Origin of the sequence: Thermomonospora catenispora, from assembly GCF_006363815.1 — a bacterium.
Lineage (GTDB): Bacteria > Actinomycetota > Actinomycetes > Streptosporangiales > Streptosporangiaceae > Thermomonospora > Thermomonospora catenispora.
On the sequence record NZ_RRYT01000035.1, the window covers coordinates 1 to 23,394 of the forward strand.

The window sequence follows — 23,394 nt, forward strand, 5'->3', positions numbered from 1 at the left end:
CGCTGCTGCTGGCCGCCCGACAGCTGGGCGGGGTACTTGGCGGCCTGGTGGGCGATGCCCACCCGCTCCAGCAGGGCCATGGCCCGCTCCTCCGCCTCGGCCTTGGGGACCTTGCGCACCTTGATCGGGCCCAGCGTGACGTTCTGCAGGATCGTCTTGTGCGCGAAGAGGTTGAACGACTGGAACACCATCCCGACGTCGGCGCGCAGCCGGGCCAGCTCCTTGCCCTCCTCGGGCAGCCGCTGCCCGTCGATCTCGATGATCCCGCTGTCGATCGGCTCGAGCCGGTTGATCGCGCGGCACAACGTGGACTTGCCGCTCCCGGACGGCCCGATCACCACCACGACCTCGCCGCGACGGATGTTCAGGTCGATGTCCCGCAGCACGTGCAACGTGCCGAAGTACTTGTTGACCTTCTCCAGGCGAACGAGTGGACGGCCGTCCCCCGTGTCCGCCGTCGATCCGGTGTCCCCGGGGAGGCCTTTGCGCAGGTCCGCCCCACCGGCCTCGATGCCGCTGTCCGTCATGGCTCGGACTCTAGGGCATCGTGAAGGTGCTCACGCTCACCGAGCGGTACCGATAGGATCACAAGTTCGTACGTCGCTCCGCACGATGCGCGGAGGTCATGGCCGGATCGGGCCGATCGGGCCGGAAGGCTTCCATGAGGCGGCGGCATCGGGTAATCGACGTGGCCCGCACGCGCGGCCAGCGCCTACCCTACAGAGATGTCCGCAGCGGCAGGTGCCGTGTCTTCTCCCCGCCCCGGCGCGGGGTCCGCACGCGTTGAGGGAGTCCGATGAGCACGCCCACGATTCATCCCGGCGGCCAGCCCCGTACGTACCAGATCCGTACCTACGGCTGCCAGATGAACGTGCACGACTCCGAGCGCCTGGCCGGGCTGCTGGAGGCGGCCGGCTATGTGCGCGACGAGTCCGGCGAGCCGGACGTGGTCGTGTTCAACACCTGCGCGGTCCGGGAGAACGCCGACAACCGCCTGTACGGCAACCTGGGGCACCTGCGCCCGGTCAAGGACCGCAGGCCCGGCATGCAGATCGCCGTCGGCGGCTGCCTGGCGCAGAAGGACCGGGAGGCCATCGTGCGCCGCGCCCCCTGGGTGGACGTGGTGTTCGGCACCCACAACATCGGCTCGCTGCCGGTGCTGCTGGAACGCGCCCGCGTCCAGCGGGAGGCGCAGGTGGAGATCAAGGAGGCGCTGGAGACGTTCCCCTCCACGCTGCCGACCCGCCGTGAGTCCCCGTACGCGGCCTGGGTGGCGATCTCGGTGGGCTGCAACAACACCTGCACCTTCTGCATAGTCCCCTCCCTGCGCGGCAGGGAGAAGGACCGCCGGCCCGGCGAGATCCTCGCCGAGATCGAGGCGCTGGTGGCCGAGGGCGTGCTGGAGGTGACGCTGCTGGGGCAGAACGTCAACGCCTACGGCAGCGAGTTCGGCGACCGGCGGGCGTTCGCCAAGCTGCTGCGGGCCTGCGGCGAGATCGAGGGACTGGAGCGGGTCCGCTTCACCTCCCCGCATCCGCGCGACTTCACCGACGACGTGATCGCCGCGATGGCCGAGACCCCGAACGTGATGCCGTCGCTGCACATGCCGCTGCAGTCCGGGTCGGACCGGATCCTGCGGGCGATGCGCCGCTCCTACCGGCAGGAGCGGTTCCTGGGGATCATCGAGCGGGTGCGGGCCGCGATGCCGGAGGCCGCCATCACCACCGACATCATCGTGGGCTTCCCCGGCGAGACCGAGGAGGACTTCCAGCAGACCCTGCACGTGGTGCGCGAGGCCCGGTTCGCCGGCGCGTTCACCTTCCAGTACTCCAAGCGCCCCGGCACCCCGGCGGCCGAGATGGACGACCAGGTGCCCAGGGAGGTCGTGCAGGAGCGGTACGAGCGGCTGGTCGCCCTCCAGGAGGAGATCTCCTGGGAGGAGAACGGAAAGCAGCTCGGCCGCACCCTGGAGGTGCTGGTCGCCGAGGGCGAGGGCCGCAAGGACGACGCCACCCGGCGGCTGTCCGGCCGCGCCCCCGACAACCGGCTGGTGCACTTCCGCCCGCCGGAGGAGCCGGTGCGCCCCGGCGACATGGTCACCGTCGAGGTCACCTACGCGGCCCCGCACCACCTGGTCGCCGACGGCCCGGTCAAGGCGATCCGCCGGACCCGGGCGGGCGACGCGTGGGAGGCCCGGCGGAACGCGCCCAAGGGCGTGTCGCTGGGCATGCCGACCATCGGCCGTCCCCCCGCCCCGGCGGCGTCCGCCTCCGCCTGCGCGGCGGAGCGCGGCTGATGCTGGTCGCCGCGGCGGTCTGCCCGCACCCTCCGCTGCTGGTGCCGGAGATGGCCGGGGCGGCGGCCGGTGAACTGGACGGGCTGCGCGCCGCCTGCGACGAGGCGATCCGCCGGCTGGTCGAGGCGGACGTGGAGCTCATCCTGGTCGTCGGCGGTGCGGAGCAGGCGGGGGAGTACGGCCCCGACGGCCGGTGCGACCTGCGGCCCTACGGCGCGGACCTGGTGTGCGGCGGGCGGCCGGGAGGGCCGTCGCTGCCGCTGTCCCTGTCGATCGGCGCGTGGCTGCTGCACCGCCGCCCGGCGGGCGTGGACCTCGATCGCGTCCGCCACCGGGCGCTGGCGTTCGACGCCCCGGCCGCCGAGTGCCTCCGGCTCGGCGAACGGGCGGCGCGCCGGACCGGCCGGCTCGGACTGCTGGTCATGGGCGACGGGAGCGCCTGCCGGAGCGAGAAGGCCCCCGGTTATCTGGACGAGCGGGCCGAGCCGTACGACGCCGAGGTGGCGCGGGCCCTGGGACGCGCCGACACCGCCGCGCTGGCCGCCCTGGATCCCGGGCTGTCGGCCGAGCTCGGGGCGGCCGGGCGGGCGGCGTGGCAGTTCCTCGCCGGGGCGGCCGGCGACGCCGGGTACGACGCCGCGCTGCTGGCGCACCAGGCGCCCTACGGCGTCGGCTACTTCGCGGCGAGCTGGGTGCGGACCCGGGCGGATTAGGCGCCCGACGCGGGTCAGGCGCCCGGTGCGGGTCAGGCGTTCGGCGGGTTCCGCCGGCCGCCCTCGCCCTCGATGTACTCGCCGGCCTTCTGCTGGCCCTTGTCGACGTGCTGGGCGTACTTGCCGCCGGTGCGCCGGTCGATCACGTCCCCGGCCTTCTCGACGCCCTTCTTGGCCTGGTCGGGGTGCTGGCCCAGCATCTGCTTGACCTTGCTGATGATCGACATGGGAACCCCCGATTCACGGTTGGCGGCGCCGGGCGGACGCCCGGCGCCCGAACACCTCCCCCATACCGCTCAGATGGCAAAGTTATGCGCGTGACCTTCCCCGAAGTGCTCGCCGTGGTCGGCCCGACCGCGTCCGGCAAGTCCGATCTGGCGGTGGAACTGGCGCTGGCGCTGAACGGCGAGGCGGTCAACGCCGACTCCATGCAGCTGTACCGGGGCATGGACATCGGCACCGCCAAGCTGACCCTCGAGGAGAGGCGCGGCGTCCCGCACCACCTGCTGGACGTGTGGGACGTGACCGAGACCGCCAGCGTCGCCGAGTACCAGAGGCTCAGCGACCGGGCGATCGCCGAGATCCGCGGACGGGGCCGGGTGCCGATCCTGGTCGGCGGGTCCGGCCTGTACGTGCGGGCGGCGCTGGACGAGCTGGAGTTCCCCGGCACCGATCCCGCGGTGCGCGCCCGGCTGGAGGAGGAGCTGGCGGCGGTGGGGCCGGGCGCGTTGCACCGGCGGCTGCGGGAGCGCGATCCGCGGGCCGCCGCGGCGATCCTGCCCAGCAACGGGCGGCGGATCGTGCGGGCCCTGGAGGTCATCGAGATCACCGGCCGCCCGTTCACCGCGACGCTGCCCGAGCACCGCTACCGCCGCCGCGCCGTGCAGATCGGGCTGCGCGTCCCCCGCCCGGAACTGGACGAGCGGATCGCGCTGCGGGTCGAGCGGATGTGGGCGGCGGGCCTGGTCGAGGAGGTGCGCCGGCTGGAGCGGCGGGGCCTGCGGGAGGGCCGGACCGCCGGGCGCGCCCTCGGGTACGCCCAGGTGCTGCGGTACCTGGCCGGGGAGTGGACCGAGGAGCAGGCCAAGCAGGAGACGATCCGGGCCACCCGCCGGTTCGCCCGCCGCCAGGAGTCGTGGTTCCGCCGCGACCCCCGGGTGCACTGGCTGCCCTACGATGCGCCGGATCTGGTGGAGCGCGCGCTCGCCCTGGCCAGGGCATAGGATCGGCGCATGCGTTTCGTCAAGGGGCACGGCACCGAGAACGACTTCGTGATCCTGCCGGACCCCGACGGCTCCCTGGATCTGCGGCCTGAGACCGTGGCCGCCCTGTGCGACCGCCGGGCCGGCGTCGGAGCCGACGGCGTGCTGCGGGTGGTGCGCACCAAGGCCGCCGGCGACCCGGCGGCCGAGGAGCTGGCCGATGCGGCCGAGTGGTTCATGGACTACCGCAACGCCGACGGCAGCGTCGCCGAGATGTGCGGCAACGGGGTGCGGGTCTTCGCCCGCTACCTGGTGGACGCCGGACTGGCCGCGCCGGGGGAGTGGGACGTGGCGACGCGGGCGGGTCTCAGGCGGGTGACGCTGGGGCCGTCCGGGGACGTCGGCGTGGACATGGGCCTGCCGGTCGTGCAGGGCGAGGCCGGCGCGACCGTGGGCGGGATCGAGTACCCGGGGCTGCGGGTCTCGATGGGCAATCCGCACCTGGCCTGCCCGGTCGATCGGCCGGTGCGGGAGCTGGACCTGACCCGTCCGCCGGCGGTGGATCCGGCCGTCTTCCCCGAGGGCGTCAACGTGGAGCTGTTCCGCGTCCTGGGGGAGCGGCATGTGGAGATGCGCGTGCACGAGCGCGGATCGGGCGAGACCCGCTCGTGCGGGACGGGGGCGGTGGCCGCCGCGGTCGCGGCGGCGGGCGGCGCCGACCGCGCCGGCGAGTGGACGGTGGACGTGCCCGGCGGCCGGGTCACCGTGACCTTCGACGGGCGCACCAGCCACCTGCGCGGCCCGGCCGTCCTGGTCGCCGAGGGGCGGATCCGCGACGACTGGCTGCGCTGAGCCGCCCGGCGTGATCACGGTCTGAAATGGAACGAACGCACCGCGTTCCGATTTCCCTGCGCGTCCCGTGACGAGTCAGTAGCATGCCGTACTGCTCTGGTCGCGAGGGGGGGCAGTGGCGGGTTTCCTGGTTCGCAGGTCGCTGCACGGCGCGGTGCTCGTGGCGCTGGCGGCCAGCCTGACCTACCTGCTGGCGGCCTCCGCCCTTCGCCCGCGCGCCCACTTCGAGCAGCGCAACCCCCGTCCGCCGGCCGCCGTCGTGGACGCCGAGCTGACCGCCCTCAACCTCAACGACCGCACGCCCCTGTTACGGCGCTACGCCGTCTGGGCGGGCGGGGTGCTGCGCGGCGACTTCGGCCGCACCCTGGCCGGCGAGCCGGTGGCCCCCGAGCTGTGGCGGCGCGCCCTGGTCAGCCTCCGGCTGCTGGCGGTGGGGACGGTGCTGGGGGCGGTGCTGGGGGTGCTGGCCGGCGCGTACGCGGCGGCGCGGCGGCACCGCCCCGCCGACCGGTTGATCACCGTGGGCTCCTTCGCGGTGCTGTCCACCCCGGTGTTCGTGCTGGCGGTGCTGCTGCAGCTGGGCGCCGAACGGATCAACCAGATCACCGGTGTGCGGATCTTCGAGTGGGCGGGGGAGTACACCCCCGGCGCGGCCGAGGGAGCGCTCGGGCGGCTGCGGCACCTGGTGCTGCCGACGCTGACCGTCGTGCTGGTGCAGGCCGCGGTGTTCGGCCGCTACCAGCGGCACCTGATGCTCGACGTGCTGGACGCCGACTTCGTGCGCACCGCCATGGCCCGCGGGCTCACCCGCCGTCAGGCGCTGGTGCGGCACGGGCTGCGCACCGCGCTGGTCCCGACCGCCACCTACTTCGCCTACACCTTCGGCTTCGTGCTGCTCGGCGCCATGTTCACCGAGAAGATCTTCGGCTGGCACGGGATGGGAGAGTGGCTGATCGACTCCGTCCATCGCGGTGACGTCAACGCCGTCGCCGCCGTCGCCCTGCTGGCCGCGGTGCTGGTGCTGCTCGCCGGCGCGGCGGCCGACATCGCGCACGCGATCCTGGATCCGCGGGTCAGGGCCGGCCGATGACCGTGCCCGGCGCATCCGACCCGTCGGGGGCCCCGCCGGAGGCGATGCCCGTCCGGGGCCCGGCGCTGACGCGCCGGCTGCTGGCGCAGCCCCGCGCCGTGCTCGGCCTGGCGCTGCTGACCGGGCTGTTCCTGCTGGCGTTCGCCGGGCCGCACCTGGCCCGCTGGGATTGGCAGCAGACCGACTTCACCGCGTTGCGCGAGCCGCCGTCGGCCGAGCACTGGTTCGGCACCACCGCGAGCGGCCGGGACGTCTTCGCCCTCACCGTGCGCGGCCTGCAGAAGTCGCTGCTCATCGGGCTGTCGGTGGCGGTGCTGTCGACCGGGCTGGCCGCGCTGGTCGGCATGGTCGCCGGCTACGCCGGGGGGTGGGCGGACCGGGTGCTGATGGGGGTGACCGATCTGCTGCTGGTGCTGCCGGCCTTCCTGGTGCTGGCGGTGCTCGGCCCGACGCTGGGGTCGGCCTGGCCGCTGCTGGTGCCGGCGCTGGCCGCGTTCATGTGGATGGTGACCGCGCGGATGGTGCGGCAGGCGACGATCTCCCTCAAGGAGCGCGAGTTCGTGCTGGCCGCCCGGTGCATGGGCGTCTCCCCGGCCCGCGTGCTGGTCCGGCACCTGCTGCCCAACCTGGGCTCGCTGCTGATCATCGACGGGACCCTGCACGTCGGCGCGGCCGTCATCGCCGAGAGCGGGCTGTCGTACTTCGGCTTCGGAGTGCGGCCCCCCGACAGCTCGCTGGGCACCGTGATCGCCGAGGGCGCCGCCGCGGCCACCACCTTCCCCTGGCTGTTCGGGTTCGCCGCGGCGCTGCTGGTGCTGCTGGTGCTGGCGGTCAATCTCGTCGGCGACGGGCTGCGCGACGCCCTGGACCCGACCGGAGGAGGCGGCGTGCGGTGACGGTGCTGCGGGTCGCCGACCTTCGGGTGACCTTCCGGGACGCCACGGTTCCCGCCGTGCGCGGGATGGACCTGGCCGTCGACCGCGGCGAGGTGCACGCGGTCGTCGGGGAGTCCGGCTGCGGCAAGACCACCACCGCCCTCGCCCTGCTCGGCCTGCTGCCGCCCGGCACCGAGGTCGCCGGGTCGGTGCGACTGCACGGAAAGGAGCTGGTCGGCCGCTCCGACGCCGAGCTGGCCCGGGTGCGCGGCCGGGACATCGCGATGGTGTTCGCCGATCCGTCGTCGGCGCTGACCCCGGTGCGCACGGTGGGGGACCAGATCGCCGAGACGATCCGGATCCACCAGGGGGCCTCCCGGGCCGCCGCCCGCGCCCGCGCGGTGCGGCTGCTGGACCTGGTGGGGATCCCCGATCCGGCCCGCCGCGCCCGCGCCTATCCGCACGAGCTGTCGGGAGGGATGCGGCAACGCGTCATGATCGCCATGGCGGTCGCCAACGATCCGGCGGTCATCGTCGCCGACGAGCCCACCGCCGCCCTGGACGGCACCGTCCGGGCGCAGGTGCTGCAGGTGCTGCGCGCCGCGGGGGAGGCGACCGGCGCGGCGATCGTGCTGATCACCCATGATCTGGGGGTGGCGGCCGAGATCGCCGATCGGGTCACCGTCATGTACGCCGGCCGCCCCGTCGAGAGCGGACCGGTCGAGGAGGTGTACGCCCGGCCGCGGATGCCCTACACCATCGGCCTGCTCCAGGCGGTGCCCCGGCTGGACGGACGGCCGCCGTTCGGCCCGGCGGTGCCCGGCCCGCGCAGGCCCGTGCTGGTGCCGATCGACGGCGTCCCTCCGCAGCGGCCCGGCCCCGGATGCTCCTTCTCCCCGCGCTGCCCGATCTCCGGGCCGCGCTGCGCGGAGGAGGAGCCCGGGCCCCGGCCGGTCCCCGGCGCCGACGGCCACACCGTCGCCTGCCTGCAGGACGTGGCGGATCCGGCGGCCGTCTACCCCCCGCCCGACCCGGGGCCGGAGCCCGCCGTCGACCGCGTCGAACGACCGGTGGTGCTGGAGGTCTCCGGCCTGGTCCGCCACCATGTGCGGCGCGGAGCGGGGCCGCTGCGCCGTCGCCGCGACACCGTGCGCGCGGTCGACGGCGTCGACTTCACGGTGCGCCGGGGGGAGACCCTGGCCCTGGTGGGCGAGTCCGGCTGCGGCAAGACCACCACGCTGCTGGAGATCCTGCGGCTGCGCGCCCCCCAGGCCGGGCGGATCACCGTGCTCGGGCACGACACCGCGGCGTTGGACCGCGCCACCCGCCGGGCGCTGCGCCGCGACGTGCAGGCGGTGTTCCAGGACCCGCTGGCGTCGCTGGACCCCCTGATGCGGGTCGCCGAGATCGTCGCCGAGCCGCTTCTCGCGCACGGTCACCGCCGCCGTGACGTCGGCGGTCCGGTCCGCGAGCTGCTGGCGATGGTCGGGCTTCCGGCGGAGCTGGCCTGGCGCCACCCCGGCGCCCTGTCGGGCGGGCAGCGGCAGCGGGTCGCCATCGCCCGCGCGCTGGCGCTGCGCCCTCGGCTGCTGCTGCTGGACGAGCCGGTCTCCGCCCTGGACGTCTCCGTGCAGGCCGGGATCTGCAATCTGCTGACCCGGCTGCAGGACCGGCTCGGCCTGACATGCCTGCTGGTGACCCACGACCTGGCCGTGGCTCGGCACGTCGCCGACCGGATCGCGGTGATGTACCTGGGGCGGATCGTGGAGCTCGGCGACGTCCGAGGGGTCTGCCGGGACCCCGCCCACCCCTACACCCGGGCGCTGCTGTCGGCGGTCCCGGTGCCCGACCCCGCGCGTGCGCGCCGCCGCCCCCGGGCGGTGCTGCCCGGAGACCCGCCCGACCCGGCCGCTCCGCCGCCCGGCTGCCGGTTCCGCCCCCGCTGCCCCCGCTACCGGACCCTGGAGGCCGGCCGGGCGCGGCGCTGCGAGGAGGAGGAGCCCCGCTCGACGGAGGTCGCCCCGGGCCGGTACGCGGCCTGCCACTATCCGGAGACGACCAGCCCATGAGAACACTTCGCGCTCTCGCGTCATCGTCGGCGCTGCTCGCCCTGCTCGTCGCGGCGGGGTGCACCGTCCACCGCCCCGCGGGGCCGCGGGCCCCCGACGAGATGTCCGCGCTCCCCGCCTCCGACGTCAACCCGACGCCCCGGGAGCGGCTGCGCACCGGGGGCGTCCTGCGCTGGCCGATGCCCGAGTTCCCGGTCCAGTGGAACTTCCACCATGTCCAAGGGGCCAAGGGCGTGGTGAACGAGGTGCTGCGGGGCGTGATGCCGTATCTGATGCGGTCCGACGAGAGGGGAGTCGTCCGGCCCGTGCCCGAATACCTCGACAAGGTCGAGGTCGTCACCGAGCCCCGTCAGGTCGTCACCTACACCATCGATCCGCGGGCCCGGTGGTCGGACGGCACCCCCATCACCTACCGGGACTTCGCCGCCCAGGCCCGCGCCCTGTCCGGGCGCGACCGGCGGTACCGGGTCGCCGCGGTCACCGGCTACGACCGGATCGCCAGGGTCGAACGGGGCCGTACCGACCGGCAGGCGGTGGTGGTGTTCGCCCGGCCGTACGCCGACTGGCGGTCGCTGTTCACCCCGCTGTACCCGGCCGGAACCTGCGGGGACCCCCGGGTCTTCAACGAGGGCTGGGTGAACCGGGTTCCGGTCGGCGCCGGGCCGTTCCGGGTGGAGTCCATCGACCGGACCGCCAAGACCGTCACCATCGCCCGCGATCCGCGGTGGTGGGGGCGTCCCGCCCTGCTGGACCGCATCGTGTTCCGGGTGATGGACCCCGCCGCCGTGCCCGGCGCGTTCGCCAACGGCGAGGTGGACGTGCTGGACGCCGGAGGCGACGCCAGCGCCTACCGGCGGGCGCTGTCGGTGAAGGGGGCGGTGGTCCGCCGCGCCGCCGGGCCGGACTGGCGGCATCTGACGTTCAACGCGGCGAGCCCGATGCTGACGGACGTGCGGGTCAGGCAGGCGATCATGGCGGGGATCGACCGGCGGGCGCTGGCCGAGGCCGATCTGAAGGACCTGGACTGGCCGATCCGGACGCTCGGCAACCACTTCTTCATGCACACCCAGGCCGGTTACCGGGACAACTCCGGAGTGATCGGCCGGTACGACCCGGACCGGGCGCGGCGGCTGCTGGACGCGGCGGGGTGGCGGCGGTCGGGACGGTACCGGACGCGCGCCGGACGCACCCTGAGGCTGCGGTTCGTGGTGCCCGCCACCCAGCAGATCAGCAAGCGGGAGGGCGAGCTGGTACAGGCCATGCTGGACCGGATCGGGGTGCGGGTCGACATCGTGCCGGTGCCGACCGACGACCTGTTCGACAGGTACGTGCTGCCGGGGAATTTCGACATCGTGCCCTTCTCCTGGCTGGGCACCCCGTTCCCGATCTCCTCCAACCGGGCGGTGTTCGCCCGGCCGAAGGGCGGCAACGTCCAGCAGAACTACTCCCGGATCGGGACGGCGGAGCTGGACCGGGCGATGGACCGGGCCGCCGCCGAGCTCGATCCGGCCGAGGCCCGCGAGCTGATCAACAAGGCCGACCGGCTGGTGTGGGAGCAGGCCACGGTGCTGCCCCTCTACCAGCGGCCCCAGCTGCTGGCGGTCCGCGCCGATCTGGCCAACTTCGGCGCCCGCGGCTTCCACGACCTGGCGTACGAGGACATCGGCTTCCTCGCGCCCGCCGCCCGCTGAGCCGGCGACGGTCAGGGGAGCCGCACTTCGATGCCCCTGCGGTCGGCGGTGAAGCGGGCGTGCCACACGTACAGCCGGACGGTGCCGTCGGCGATCCCCTCCTCCATCGGCATCTGGGTGGCGATCCGCACCAGGTACGAGGCGCCGGGCGGCATGAGCCGGTCGCCGCTGTCCTCCTCGATCGGGGGCTCGGAGCCGTCCAGCCGCGCCACGACCTCGCTGTGGGTAGGCGGCGTGCACAGGTCGTCGGGGACGCCCGCCTGCGGCGCGCACCGGTCCCGCAGCTCCTCGGGGACGTGCGCGCGGGACAGGTACAGGTCGGCCGGGAAGTCCAGCAGGATCGGCCGCCGCATGGTGTTGGTCAGCACGTACTCGCCGTAGGCGTGGGTCCGTCCGGGCGGCGGGGGAGTGCTCTGCGACAGCGGCCGGTCCTCGACACCGGTGCGGACCGCGCCCAGCGCATAGGTGTAGCCCTCCGGGGTGGTCACGCTCAGCGTCGGCCCGGTCGTGGGGGAGGGCGCCACGGTGAGGGAGGCGTCCCGCACGGCCTTCCGCGGGCGGGCCGGCGCCTCCTCCCCGGCGTCCGGCCGCAGCGCCAGATGACCGGCCACGAGGGCTCCAGCGCCCAGGACTCCGGCGAGCGCCCCGGCCAGGCCGATCCGCCCGGCGTTGCTCTTCTTGCGACGGTGGGAGCGGTGGTTTCCTGACATCGACGGGTTTCCGGTTCGAGGGTGCGCTGGGCCGTGACGCGGAGGGGCTCGAGAGAAGGACTCAGGGAAGCCGCCTTCGGCGTCGTCTCGGTGACGACAGAGGGCGATGGCAGACCATATCGGACAAAACGCTACAGACCGAATGCGGCCCGCCCCAGCCCGCGCAGCGAGGCGTCCAGCACCTCGGCGGTGTGCGCCACGGCGATCTCCTCGCCCCTGCGGCGCAGCGCGGCGGCGATCTGCATGGAGCAGCCGGGGTTGGCGGCGACCAGCAGCTCGGCCCCGGTGGCGGAGACGTTCGCGGCCTTGCGGTCGCCCAGCTGCGCCGCCGCCTCGGGCTGCAGCAGGTTGTAGGTGCCGGCCGACCCGCAGCACAGGTCGGGGTCGGCGATCTCCGCGATCGTCAGCTCGGGGATCGCGGCCAGCAGCGCCCGCGGCTGGGAGCGGATCCCCTGGGCGTGGGAGAGGTGGCAGGCGTCGTGATAGGCGACCGTGAGCGGCAGCGGGCGCCGCTCCGCCCGCGGCCCCAGCTCCACCAGGAACTCGGCCAGGTCACGGGTCTTGGCGGCGACCGCCTCCGCGCGAGCGGACCACACCGGGTCGTCGGCCAGCAGCCTGCGGTACTCCTTCATCGCCGATCCGCAGCCCGCCGCGTTCACCACCACCACGTCCACCCCCTCGAACGCGGCGATGGTGCGGCGGGCGAACTCCCGGCCCTCCCGCTCCCGGCCCGCGTGCACCGACAGGGCGCCGCAGCATCCCTGGTCGCGGGGGATCACCACGTCGCAGCCCTCCAGCGCCAGCACCCGGGCGGTGGCGGCGTTCACGCCGGGGAAGAACTCCCGCTGCACGCAGCCGGTCAGCATGCCCACCGTGGCCCGGTGCCGTCCGCGCGCCGGGACGCGTTCCGGCAGCCGGGGCGCGGGTCGCACCGGAGGGGCCAGCCGCTCCATCGCGGCCAGGGCGGGGGACAGCCGCTCCAGCATCCCGGTGCGGCGGACCCACCGGTCCAGCCCGCTGCGCTGATAAAGCCGCAGGAGACCGCGCACCGCGTGCAGCCTGCGCGGGTGGGGGAACAGCCGGAAGATCAGCTCGCGGAGCGCCCGCTCGGAGAGCGGGCGCGGATGCCGCCGCTCCACCTCGGCGCGGGTGAGCTCGATCAGCCGGTCGTAGCGCACTCCGGACGGGCACGCCGTCACGCACGCCATGCAGCCCAGGCACCGGTCGAAGTGCTCGACCATCGGGTCGCTCAGCGGCTCGCCCGCCGCGTGCTGGCCCATCAGGTGGATCCGACCGCGGGGGGAGTCCATCTCCTGGCCCCACAGCGCGTACGTCGGGCAGGTGGGCAGGCAGAAGCCGCAGTGCACGCAGTCATCGAGCAGCGTGCGCAGCTCTTCGGACGCCATCTCAGATGCCTCCCACGAAGCGGCCGGGGCTCAGGCGGTGCCCGGGGTCGAACTGGTCCTTCACCCGTCGCATCAGCGTCAACGCCGGGACGGGGCCCCACAGGTCGATCTCGTCCCGGACCGGCTGCGGGGCGTACCGGACGGTCGCGGCGCCCACCGACCGCAGGGCTTTGAGCAGCGCCGCCGCCTCGGCGGGATCCGTGGTGTCCAGGCCGACGAACAGGCCGCCCAGCCCCGCCGAGCCGCGCAGCCGGGCGCCGGGGGCCGCGGCGAGCGCGGCGACGAGGCGGGGGAGCGCGGAGGGCGGGGCGGTGACCTCGATCAACGTGCTGCCCTCGGGGTAGACGCCCCACCACCGCGGCGGGGCGTCGGCGATCCGGGCGTCGGGGCCGAGGACGCCGGCCACGGCCTCGGCCCGCGCCGCGACCCCCTCCGGGACGCCCTCGACCAGCACCCCGACGGTGACCGGGCCGTCGGATGCGGCGTCCACCTCGATCGCCGCGGGCGCGAGGGGGGAGTGCAGCACGCCGCGCACCGCCTGCCAGGCGCGTTCGGCGTGCTCGGCGGCGCCGGTGACGTAGGCGCGGGCCTGCGGCAGCGGATGCAGCCGGAAGGCCGCCTCCACGATCAGGCCCAGGGTGCCGAACGACCCGGTGAGCAGCTTGCCCAGGTCGTATCCGGCGACGTTCTTGACGACCTTGCCGCCCGCCTTGGCGACCTGACCGTCCGCCCGGATCATCGTGACGCCGATCAGCAGGTCGCGGGACGACCCGTACAGCAGGCGCAGCGGGCCGCCCGCCGCCGTGGCGAGGGTGCCGCCCACCGTGGAGCCGGGCAGCGGGCGGTCCAGCGCGAGCCGCTGCCCATGGGCGGCCAGCGTCTCGGCGAGCCGGTCCAGGGACAGCCCGGCCTCCACCTTGACCACCAGGTCGTCGGCGGCGTGCTCGATCACCCGGTCCAGCCGGGCGGTGTCCAGCAGCAGATCGCAGCGGGTCGGGGGCATGCCCCAGTCCAGCCGGGTCTCGTTGCCGCGCGGGATCACCGCCAGGTCCCGTTCGGCGGCCACCCGCATGACCGCGCTCGCCTCCTCGACCGTGCCGGGCGCGGCGACGATCGAGGGCGTCACTCCGAGCACGCCCTCCTCGGGCCGGCCCTCGCGGACCTCGTCGCAGACCCGCCTGAGGGCCTCCAGCGCGTCGCCGGTCAAAACAGCTCCGCCTTTCCTTCCCGCACCAGCGGATGGGGCTCCTTGCGGATCCCCGGGACCTCGCCGCACAGCCTGGGCGTGGGGAACACCTTGCCGGGGTTGCACAGCCCCGCCGGGTCGAAGGCGCACCGCACCATCTGCATGGTGTCCAGGTCGACCTCGGTGAACATGCGGGGCATGTGGCGGGCCTTGTCGACCCCCACCCCGTGCTCCCCGGTGATCGACCCGCCGTGCTCGATGCACAGGTCGAGGATCCTGCCGGACACCTCCTCGGCGCGCCGGGCCGCCTCCGGCTCGGCGTCGTCGAACAGCACCAGCGGATGCAGGTTGCCGTCCCCGGCGTGGAAGACGTTGGCCACCCGCACCCCCGAGTCGCGGGACAGCTCGTCGATGCGGGCCAGCACCCGCGGCAGCGCCGTCCGCGGGATCACCCCGTCCTGCACCAGATAGGCGGGGCTGATCCGGCCGACCGCCGCGAACGCCGACTTGCGCCCCCGCCAGATCAGCTCGCGCTCGGCCTCGTCGGCGGCGGTGCGGATCTCGAACGCGCCTCTCTCGCGGCACAGCCGCCGCACCTCGGCGAACTCCCGTTCCACCTCGGCCGCGGGACCGTCCAGCTCCACGATCAGCACCGCCCCGGCGCCCTCGGGGTATCCGCAGGCCACCGCCGCCTCGGCGGCCTCGATGGACAACGCGTCCATCATCTCGATCGCGGCCGGCACGATCCCCGCGCCGATGATCGCCGACACCGCGGCCCCGCCCGCCTCGATCGTCTCGAACGCCGCCAGCAGCGTCTGCACCGTCTCCGGCAGCCGGGTCAGCCGTACCGTGATCTTGGTGGTGATGCCGAGCGTGCCCTCGGAGCCGACGAACGCGCCGAGCAGGTCATAGCCCCCGTCCCCGCGGGAGATCGTGGTGATCTCCCCGTCGGGGGTGACGATCTCGCAGGCCAGCACGTGGTGCGCGGTGAAGCCGTACTTCAGGCAGTGCGCCCCGCCGGAGTTCTCCGCCACGTTCCCGCCGATCGAGCAGATCTGCTGGCTGGAGGGGTCGGGCGCGAAGTAGTACCCGTATGGCCGGGCCGCCCGGGTCAGCTCCAGGTTGATCACTCCGGGCTCCACCACGGCCCGCTGGTCGTCGGGGTCGATCCGCAGGATCCGCCGCATGCGCGAGGTCACGATCAGCACCCCGTCCGTCCGCGGCAGCGCCCCGCCCGACAGTCCCGTCCCGGATCCGCGCGCCACGTACGGCACGCCCGCCGCCGCGCACTCCCGCACCACCATCGCGATCTGCTCGGCGGTGTCGGGCAGCACCACCAGTCCCGGTGTCGCCCGGTGGTGCGTCAGCCCGTCGCACTCGTACGTGCGCAGCCGCACCGGATCGGTGATGACCCACTCGTCCCCGATCGCCTCGGCGAAGCGCCGGGCCAACGCCGCCAACCCCATGGCTCCGCTCCCCCTCAGGCCCCCTCGGCCGCGCGCGACCGCCGCCCGGCGGTCTCGGTCCGCGCCGGCCTGCCGCCTCGTCGTTCCCCTTGTCCGGTCTTCCCTTTACGGTAACTTCGCCCCTCGCCTGCGGGCCCCGCCGCCGGCCCCGCTCGCGCGCGGCGAGCGGGGCGGACGGAACGGGCCCGTGCAGGGCGTCAGGGCATGCGCTCGTAGGCGGGGAGGGTGAGGAACTCGGCGTACTCGTCGGCCAGGGTGACCTCCTTGAAGAGGGCGACGGCCTGGTCGTAGCGGGCCTCGTCGTAGGCCTCGCCCAGCTCGGCGCGGATCTTGGCGAGCTCCTCGTCCATGATCTGCTCGACGAGCTCCTTGGTGACCTTCTGGCCCTCCTTGAGGGTGACGCCGTTGGCGATCCACTGCCAGACCTGGGAGCGGGAGATCTCGGCGGTGGCGGCGTCCTCCATCAGGTTGTGGATGGCCACCGCGCCGTTGCCGCCCAGCCAGGTGGCCAGGTAGCGGAGCGCCACGTCGATGTTGTTGCGCAGACCCGCCTCGGTGATCTCGCCCGGGGTCTTGTCGAAGGCCAGCAGGTCGGCGGCCGAGACCTTGACGTCCTCGCGCAGCCGGTCGCGCTGGTTGGGCTTGTCGCCGAGCACCTCGTCGAAGACCTCGCGGCACACCGGGACCAGGTCGGGGTGGGCGACCCAGGATCCGTCGAACCCGTCGCCCGCCTCCCGGGTCTTGTCGGCCCGCACCTTCTCGAGGGCGACCTTGTTGACCTCGGGGTCCTTGCGGGAGGGGATGAACGCGGCCATGCCGCCGATGGCGTGCGCGCCGCGCTTGTGGCAGGTGCGCACCAGCAGCTCGGTGTAGGCCCGCATGAACGGCGCGGTCATGGTGATCGCGTTCCGCTCGGGAAGCACGAAGTCCGCGCCCCGGGAGCGGAACTTCTTGATCACCGAGAACAGGTAGTCCCAGCGGCCGGCGTTCAGCCCGGCGGAGTGGTCGCGCAGCTCATAGAGGATCTCCTCCATCTCGAACGCCGCCGTGATGGTCTCGATCAGCACGGTGGCGCGGATGGTGCCGCGCGGGATCTCCAGGGTGTCCTGCGCCAGGTTGAAGGCGTCGTTCCACAGCCGCGCCTCCAGGTGGCTCTCCATCTTGGGCAGGTAGAAGTACGGGCCCTTGCCCTTGGCGAGCTGCCGGCGCGCGCAGTGGAAGAAGTACAGGCCGAAGTCGAACAGCGAGCCGGACATCGGCTCCCCGTCGACCAGGACGTGCTTCTCCTCCAGGTGCCAGCCGCGCGGGCGGACCACGATGGTGGCCAGCTCCTCGTCGGGCTTGAGCGCGTAGGACTTGCCGGTCTTGGGGTCGGTGAAGTCGATCGTGCGGTCCAGGGCGTCCCGCAGGTTGATCTGGCCCTGGATCATGTTCTCCCACAGCGGGGTGTTGGCGTCCTCGAAGTCGGCGAGCCAGACCTTGGCGCCGGAGTTGAGGGCGTTGATCGTCATCTTCCGGTCGGTGGGACCGGTGATCTCCACCCGCCGGTCCTCCAGGCCGGGGGCCGGCTCGGCCACCCGCCAGGACTCGTCGGCCCGGATCCCCGCGGTCTCCGGCAGGAAGTCCAGGGTGCCCCCGGCGGCCAGCTTCTTCTCCCGCTCGGCCCGGGCGGCCAGCAGCTCCTTGCGCCGCGCCCCGAACTCGCGCTGCAAGGCGGCCAGGAAGGACAGCGCCTCGGGCGTCAGGATCTCGTCGTACCGCTCGTGGAGGGGGCCGGTGACCTCCACGCCTTCGGGTGCAGCCATCTGCCTTCCCTTTCGCATCGTGAAAACCAACTTCTGTGCAGTGGAACGCTACTCGCCGGTTCTCATCCGGGTCAAAGCGCCCCCGCCCTGCGCCCGCCGCTTCTCCGCCGGGCCCGCCAGACCTCATACCGCGCCGTCACCTCCGCTAACTCCGCGGCCGTCCCCCGCCCGGCGCGCCGGTCCCGCCGGACCCCTCCCGCGGTCCTCCCGACGAGGCGGACCGAGACCGTGCCGAGGACCCGAAGGGGGGAGATGAGCGGGGAGACGAACGGGAGGGGCCGAACGGGGAGAAAACACCTGGCCGGCGCCGTCGCGACGTGGCACGATCGTCGGGAAGAACCGGTCGTCGCATGGCGTTGCTAGAGGACATATGACATCTGCTTTCTTCGAAGACCCGCAGGTCCGCCGCGAAGGCGCCGACCTGACCGCCGATCGGGACCGGTTCGCCGACGACGAGCCGCTCACCGGAGAGCTCGACCTGGCCGACCGCCAGGCGCTGCGCCGCGTCGCCGGACTGTCCACCGAGCTGACCGACGTCACCGAGGTCGAGTACCGGGCGCTGCGGCTGGAGCGCGTGGTGCTGGTCGGCGTGTGGACCGAGGGCACCGCCGAACAGGCCGAGAACTCGCTGCGCGAGCTGGCCGCGCTCGCCGAGACCGCCGGCTCCCAGGTGCTGGAGGGGCTGATCCAGCGCCGCGGCAAGCCCGACGTGGCCACCTACATCGGCTCCGGCAAGGCCGAGGAACTGGCCGAGATCGTCCGCGCCACCGGCGCCGACACCGTCATCTGCGACGGCGAGCTGTCCCCCAGCCAGCTGCGTCATCTGGAGGAGGTCGTCAAGGTCAAGGTCATCGACCGGACCGCGCTGATCCTGGACATCTTCGCCCAGCACGCCCGCAGCCGCGAGGGCAAGGCGCAGGTCGAGCTGGCCCAGCTGGAGTACCTGCTGCCCCGGCTGCGCGGGTGGGGCGGCAACCTCTCCCGCCAGGTCGGCGGCCGGGCCGCCGGCGGCGTGGGGATCGGCGGCCGCGGCCCCGGTGAGACCAAGATCGAGCTGGACCGCCGCCGGATCCGCGCCCGGATGGCCAAGCTGCGCCGCCAGATCGCGGAGATGTCCAAGGCCCGCGACACCATGCGCAGCGCCCGCCGGCAGAACCGGGTCCCGGCCGTGGCGATCGCCGGGTACACCAACGCCGGCAAGTCCTCGCTGCTCAACCGGCTGACCGGGGCGGGCGTCCTGGTCGAGGACGCGCTGTTCGCGACGCTGGACCCGACCGTCCGCAGGGCCGCCACGCCCAGCGGCCGCGCGTTCACCCTGGCCGACACGGTCGGGTTCGTCCGGCACCTGCCGCACCAGCTGGTCGAGGCGTTCCGCTCCACCCTGGAGGAGGTCGTCGAGGCCGACCTGATCCTGCACGTGGTGGACGGTTCCGACGCCGAGCCCGAGGCCCAGATCGACGCGGTCCGCCAGGTGCTGCGCGAGATCGGCGCCGACCGGGTGGCCGAGCTGGTGGTCATCAACAAGGCCGACGCCGCCGACCCGCTCACCTTGGCCCGTCTGCAGCGCCGGGAGAAGGACGGCGTCGTGGTCTCGGCCCGCACCGGCGCCGGCATCGACGAGCTCCTGGCCGCCATCGAGGCGAACCTGCCCGGCCTGGACCGCACGATGCGCGTCCTGCTGCCTTATGACCGCGGCGACCTGGTGGCCCGCATCCACGAGCTGGGCGAGGTGCTCTCCCTGGAGCACACCGCCGAGGGCACCCTGCTGAACGCCCGGGTCCCCGCCGCGCTGGCGGGCGAGCTGGAGTCCTACGCCGTCGTCCAGGTCTGATCCTCCGGGGCGGGCGCCTCGAGGCGGCCCCCCTCGGCCCGCGCCCGCCCGCCGACGACCGTCCCCTGACGATCCCGGGGCGTCCATGACCGTTGCCGCAGGAAAAACCGGTGGCCGTATGGTTACACCTTGGGCATTCGCCTTGACGGACGCGGAGGGATCCGTACGGTCTGAATGACCGGGGGCGGGAGGATCGCATGTCGCCGCGGCCCAGGTATTTTATGCAGTTTCCTGCGCTCCGCAGGAGAATTGTCGGATTCTGCGGATGAGTTGGGTAAAATGTGCGGCACTGGTGGGCGTGAGAACCGGTCGGCGGGGGTCCGGGCCCGGACGCTCCCGGCGCGTTCGCCGCGCTCGCCGCGTTCCTCACAGTCATCTGCGGCGAGAGCGCGGTGCACCCGAGAAGGTTGTCGCCTGGGCATTGTGTGGACTACCGTGTCGAAACCGATATCTCCGGTCTCGTCGCTCCTGGTGATCACCAGATCACCGCACACCCAGGCGGTGATCCGCCGGCATCCAGTCGGCGGATCCGATCGAGAGCAGGTGACCCACTGCATGGCGTCCGGTTCAGCGCCTGGCGGCGCCTCGTCGCCGTACCCGGGTCGGCGGTGACCCCATGACGGTACGGCTGCTCACCAACATCGGCAGGCTCTGGACGGGTACCGACGTCTCCAGCAACGCCGCCATCCTCATCCACGACGACCGCATCGTATGGGCCGGTCCCGCGGCCGATCTGCCCTCCAGCGTGCCCGGGGTCATCGACGACATCGTCGACGTCGACCACGTGGAGAACCTCGGGGGCGGCCTGGTCACCCCCGGCCTGATCGACGCGCACTCCCACCCGGTCTATGCCGGCAACCGGTGGGCCGAGCTGGCCATGCGCACCAGCGGCTCGACGTACTCGGAGATCGCCGCCGCCGGAGGCGGGGTCAACTCCACCATCACCGTGACCCGCGGCACCGACCCCTGGACGCTGTGCAACGGGGTGCGCGAACGGCTGCGCCGCTGGATCGAGGACGGCACCACCACGGTGGAGGCCAAGACCGGCTACCACCTGACCCGCGACGGCGAGCTGGCCGACATCCGGATGCTGCGCTCCCTGGAGAGCGAACCGGCCATGCCGCGCATCCACCCCACCTTCCTGGCCGCGCACGTGCTGCCTCCCGAATACTTCGGCCGCCGCCGTGACTACATCGAGGCGGTGCGGCAGTGGGCCGCCGACGCGGTCGCGGCGGGCGCCGACAGCATGGACGTCTACTGCGATGAGGGCCACTTCACGCCCGAGGAGGCCCGTGTCCTGCTGTACGCCGGCAAACGCGCTGGGCTGAAGGCCCGCATGCACGCGTGCGCCAACGAGCGCACCGGCGCCGCCCAGGTCGCCGCCGAGCTCGGCTGCGCCTCGGCCGACATCCTCACCCACGTCACCGACGAGGACATCAAGGCGCTCGCGCACGCCGGCGTCACCGCCACGGTCTGCCCCGGCAGCGCCCTCAACAGCGACCGCCCGCCGGCCCCGGTCCGCGCGATGCTCGACCACGGCCTCACCCTGGCCCTCGGCACCGACCACAACCCGGGCCAGTGCGGGATCACCTCGATGCCCCTGGTCATCGGACTGGCGGTCGCCATGTTCGGCCTCAGCGTCACCGAGGCCCTGCGCGCGGCCACCCTCGGGGGGGCCGCCGCCCTCCGCCTCGGCGACCGCGGCACCCTGGCCCCCGGCATGCTCGCCGACATCGTCCTGTGGGACGCCGACCATGAAGGGGCCTTCGCCTGGGCCTTCGGCCTTCGCGCGCTGCGGGTCTGGCGCGGCGGCACCCCCGTCCACCACTGAGCCCCGCCCGGTCGGCGGCCGCCTCGCCGGACCGGTGCGCGCCACGGGCTCCTCCGCGGCCGCGCGGGGAGGCGGCCCGCCGCACCCCTTCCGGGAAGGGGAGCCCGCCCCTCCGGCCGCATCCGGAACGCCGTCGCCCCTCATCGAGGGGGAACGGAGAAGACGAGGCGGATCCGCACGTCGCCCGGCACGGTCATCGCCTTGTTACACGGGGACACGACGACGTTACACGGGGACACGACGACGTCACCTTCGCCGGCCGTCCGCGCGGATAACCTCCGTGCATGGGATCCTCGGTCGCGGTCGTCACGGACTCGTCGGCGTGCCTTCCGGCCGAACGGCCGGATCGGCACGGGCTGATCGTCGTTCCGCTGCAGGTCGCGATCGACGGGGACGCCCGAGACGAGACCGAATTCACCGTCGACCGGACCGTCCGGGCGTTGCGGGAACGACGTCCGCTCACCACCTCCCGGCCGTCTCCGGAACGTTTCGCCCGCGCCTATGCGACGGCCGCCGGCGCGGGCGCCTCGGCCGTCGTGTCGGTCCACCTCTCCTCCGCCCTGTCGGGCACCGTGGCGGCCGCCCGGCTGGCCGCCGAGACCGCCCCCGTCCCCGTGCACGTCGTCGACACCGGCACCGTCGGCATGGGAGTGGGGTTCGCCGCCCTGACGGCCGCCGCCGTCGCCCGGTCCGGGGGAGGGGCCGCCGCGGCGGCGGACGCGGCCCTGCGGCGCGCCGAGCTGACGCGCTCGCTCTTGTGCGTCGACACCCTCGAGCATCTCCGCCGCGGCGGCCGGATCGGCGCCGCCCCGTCGCCGGACCCCGTGCTCCCGGTCAAGTCGTTGCTCTGCATCGCCGGCGGCCGGGTCGCCCCGCTGGACAAGGTCCGCACCGCCTCCCAGGCCCTGGCCGCGATGGCGGATCTGGCGGCCGAGGCCGCCGGCGACCGTGAAGTGGACCTCGGCGTTCAGCACCTGGCCGCCGCCCTCCGGGCCGAGGCCCTGGCCGCACGCCTGCGCGCCCGCGTCCGCCGCGTCCGCGGTCTTTGCATCGGCGAGGTCGGCCCCGCCGTCGGCGCTCACACGGGCCCGGGCATGGTGGGCGTCGTGGTGTCCCCTCGGCCCTCCTGACCCGGGCCTTCCCGCGTCTTCGGCGCGTCCGGCCGGTTGTCCACAAGTGCGGCGGCCCCTGTCCCCCCGTGGGCGCCGACGCCTACCGTCGCCCGCATGAGACGCATCCGCCACCGCGACCACGACGCCGACCTCTCCCGCCTGGCGCACCTGTTCCCCGGCCCGCACGCGTCGCCCCGGCCCGCCGTACGGCCCGACCCGCCCGCCGCCGATCCATCGGCTTCCGATCCGCCCGGCTTGGACTCGCCCCCCGATCCGCCCGCGGCGGAGCAGCAGACGGAACAGAAGACGGAACAGAAGACGCCGGAGCCGGCGGTCCCCTCGCCCGAACGCCGGGCCTTCGAGAGCCGGGCCTCGCAGCGTCCGCACCGGGACCGGCCCACCGCCTCGACCATGATCCCGGCGGTCGAACGGCCGGATGATCCGTCGGCGCCGCGGCCCGCGCGCACCGTTCCGGAGGAGACGGCGGGCGAGGAACGCTCCCCCCGGCGCCGGCGGCTTCTCGACCTGCGGAGCGAACGGCTGGGACGTCTGCACCTCGATCAGCCGGGCGCTCGGGCCCTCGTCGCGGTGGGCCTCGTCGCCGCCCTCATCGCGGGCGGGTACCTGTGGCAGTCGCGTCCTCGGTCACAGCCGGCGGCCGAGGTCGTGGCGCCGTCCCCCGCCGCATCGCCGACCGCCCTCGCCGGCGCCGCGCCCGCCGGCGTCACCGTCCACGTCGCCGGAAAGGTGCGAAGGCCCGGGGTGGTCACCCTTCCCTCCGGCGCCCGCGTCGTCGATGCGATCCGGGCCGCCGGAGGGCTGCGCCCCGGGGCGGAGACGGGCACCCTCAACCTCGCCCGCCGCGTGGTCGACGGCGAGCAGATCGCGGTGGGCGTTCCCGCCGCGCCGCCGGAGGCCGCGCCGCCCGGGACCGCCGGCGCCCCCGCCGCCGCGGACTCCGGGCAGCGCCTGGACCTGAACACCGCCACCGTCGAGCAGCTCGACGGCCTTCCCGGGGTGGGGCCGGTCCTCGCCCAGCGCATCGTCGAGTACCGCACCCGGAACGGCGGTTTCCGCTCGGTCGAGCAGCTGCGGGAGGTGACCGGCATAGGGGAGCGCCGATACGCCGAGCTCAAAGACCTCGTGCGCGTATGAGCGACCTCCCGCCGGTTCGTCTCCGTCCCCGGAAGGCGGCCTGGCGCCGCCCGGTCGCCGCGACGCCATGGGAGCCGCCATGAGAGCGAGGACACGGCCGCGCC

The 23,394-nt window shown here is 74.0% G+C and carries 19 protein-coding genes; 12 read left to right on the forward strand and 7 right to left on the reverse strand.

All coding sequences use genetic code 11. The annotated features are described in order from the left end of the window. A partial coding sequence (locus EIO00_RS20585) for an amino acid ABC transporter ATP-binding protein (protein WP_140181472.1) occupies nt 1–527 on the reverse strand: 527 nt, incomplete at its 3' end. Nucleotides 528–796: 269 nt separating this feature from the next. Here EIO00_RS20585 and miaB point away from each other — a divergent pair. Both miaB and EIO00_RS20595 read left to right on the forward strand, forming a co-directional pair. After that, nucleotides 797–2,296: a tRNA (N6-isopentenyl adenosine(37)-C2)-methylthiotransferase MiaB gene (miaB, locus tag EIO00_RS20590; protein WP_140181474.1), complete on the forward strand. Its 1,500-nt coding sequence runs from the start codon at nt 797–799 to the stop codon at nt 2,294–2,296. Continuing rightward, a complete protein-coding gene (locus EIO00_RS20595) occupies nt 2,296–3,009 on the forward strand; it encodes a class III extradiol ring-cleavage dioxygenase family protein (protein WP_175596293.1) in 714 nt (237 codons plus the stop codon). The genes miaB and EIO00_RS20595 overlap by 1 nt, the downstream gene beginning before the upstream one ends. 32 nt (nt 3,010–3,041) lie before the next feature. On the opposite strand, the gene EIO00_RS20600 is transcribed toward EIO00_RS20595, so the two are convergent. Then, nucleotides 3,042–3,236, reverse strand: a complete 195-nt coding sequence (locus tag EIO00_RS20600) for an antitoxin (RefSeq protein ID WP_140181476.1) — start codon at nt 3,234–3,236, stop codon at nt 3,042–3,044. Between the two features lie 84 nt (nt 3,237–3,320). Here EIO00_RS20600 and miaA point away from each other — a divergent pair, with 84 nt between their 5' ends. The 6 genes from miaA (at nt 3,321) to EIO00_RS20630 (ending at nt 10,788) form a co-directional block, all read left to right on the forward strand. Continuing rightward, nucleotides 3,321–4,232: a tRNA (adenosine(37)-N6)-dimethylallyltransferase MiaA gene (gene miaA, locus EIO00_RS20605; protein WP_140181478.1), complete on the forward strand. Its 912-nt coding sequence runs from the start codon at nt 3,321–3,323 to the stop codon at nt 4,230–4,232. A gap of 9 nt (nt 4,233–4,241) precedes the next feature. After that, the gene (gene dapF / locus EIO00_RS20610) at nt 4,242–5,063 is read left to right on the forward strand and encodes a diaminopimelate epimerase (protein WP_140181480.1); all 822 of its coding nucleotides are present in this window, start codon (nt 4,242–4,244) and stop codon (nt 5,061–5,063) included. Nucleotides 5,064–5,178: 115 nt separating this feature from the next. Further along, a complete protein-coding gene (locus tag EIO00_RS20615) occupies nt 5,179–6,153 on the forward strand; it encodes an ABC transporter permease (protein ID WP_140181482.1) in 975 nt (324 codons plus the stop codon). Nucleotides 6,154–6,197: 44 nt separating this feature from the next. Continuing rightward, nucleotides 6,198–7,049 carry an ABC transporter permease gene (locus EIO00_RS20620; RefSeq protein ID WP_140181484.1) on the forward strand — a complete coding sequence of 284 codons (852 nt, stop codon included), beginning with the start codon at nt 6,198–6,200 and terminating at the stop codon, nt 7,047–7,049. Beyond that, nucleotides 7,046–9,097, forward strand: coding sequence for a dipeptide ABC transporter ATP-binding protein (locus EIO00_RS20625; RefSeq protein WP_140181486.1), 2,052 nt, complete (start codon nt 7,046–7,048; stop codon nt 9,095–9,097). The genes EIO00_RS20620 and EIO00_RS20625 overlap by 4 nt, the downstream gene beginning before the upstream one ends. Further along, a complete protein-coding gene (locus EIO00_RS20630; RefSeq protein ID WP_140181488.1) occupies nt 9,094–10,788 on the forward strand; it encodes an ABC transporter family substrate-binding protein in 1,695 nt (564 codons plus the stop codon). The genes EIO00_RS20625 and EIO00_RS20630 overlap by 4 nt, the downstream gene beginning before the upstream one ends. 11 nt (nt 10,789–10,799) lie before the next feature. On the opposite strand, the gene EIO00_RS20635 is transcribed toward EIO00_RS20630, so the two are convergent. From EIO00_RS20635 to aceB, 5 genes are all read right to left on the reverse strand, one after another. After that, complete coding sequence (locus tag EIO00_RS20635; protein WP_140181490.1) at nt 10,800–11,498, reverse strand: hypothetical protein; 699 nt, start codon at nt 11,496–11,498, stop codon at nt 10,800–10,802. 131 nt (nt 11,499–11,629) lie between these two features. Next, nucleotides 11,630–12,904 carry a (Fe-S)-binding protein gene (locus EIO00_RS20640; protein WP_140181492.1) on the reverse strand — a complete coding sequence of 425 codons (1,275 nt, stop codon included), beginning with the start codon at nt 12,902–12,904 and terminating at the stop codon, nt 11,630–11,632. Between the two features lies 1 nt (nt 12,905). Next, nucleotides 12,906–14,111 carry an FAD-binding oxidoreductase gene (locus tag EIO00_RS20645; protein ID WP_140181494.1) on the reverse strand — a complete coding sequence of 402 codons (1,206 nt, stop codon included), beginning with the start codon at nt 14,109–14,111 and terminating at the stop codon, nt 12,906–12,908. Beyond that, complete coding sequence (locus tag EIO00_RS20650) at nt 14,108–15,556, reverse strand: FAD-linked oxidase C-terminal domain-containing protein (RefSeq protein ID WP_140181496.1); 1,449 nt, start codon at nt 15,554–15,556, stop codon at nt 14,108–14,110. The genes EIO00_RS20645 and EIO00_RS20650 overlap by 4 nt, the downstream gene beginning before the upstream one ends. Before the next feature lie 197 nt (nt 15,557–15,753). Beyond that, the gene (gene aceB, locus EIO00_RS20655) at nt 15,754–17,361 is read right to left on the reverse strand and encodes a malate synthase A (RefSeq protein WP_140181498.1); all 1,608 of its coding nucleotides are present in this window, start codon (nt 17,359–17,361) and stop codon (nt 15,754–15,756) included. A gap of 370 nt (nt 17,362–17,731) precedes the next feature. Here aceB and hflX point away from each other — a divergent pair, with 370 nt between their 5' ends. The 4 genes from hflX to EIO00_RS20675 all read left to right on the forward strand — a co-directional run bounded on the left by hflX (nt 17,732) and on the right by EIO00_RS20675 (nt 23,290). Further along, nucleotides 17,732–19,192 carry a GTPase HflX gene (gene hflX / locus EIO00_RS20660; RefSeq protein WP_140181500.1) on the forward strand — a complete coding sequence of 487 codons (1,461 nt, stop codon included), beginning with the start codon at nt 17,732–17,734 and terminating at the stop codon, nt 19,190–19,192. 616 nt (nt 19,193–19,808) lie between these two features. Then, nucleotides 19,809–21,023 (forward strand): imidazolonepropionase, encoded by a 1,215-nt coding sequence (gene hutI / locus EIO00_RS20665; protein ID WP_140181502.1) that lies wholly within the window; start codon nt 19,809–19,811, stop codon nt 21,021–21,023. 284 nt (nt 21,024–21,307) lie between these two features. After that, nucleotides 21,308–22,153: a DegV family protein gene (locus EIO00_RS20670; protein WP_140181504.1), complete on the forward strand. Its 846-nt coding sequence runs from the start codon at nt 21,308–21,310 to the stop codon at nt 22,151–22,153. A gap of 96 nt (nt 22,154–22,249) precedes the next feature. After that, the gene (locus EIO00_RS20675; protein ID WP_241661488.1) at nt 22,250–23,290 is read left to right on the forward strand and encodes a helix-hairpin-helix domain-containing protein; all 1,041 of its coding nucleotides are present in this window, start codon (nt 22,250–22,252) and stop codon (nt 23,288–23,290) included. Nucleotides 23,291–23,394: the final 104 nt, after the last annotated feature.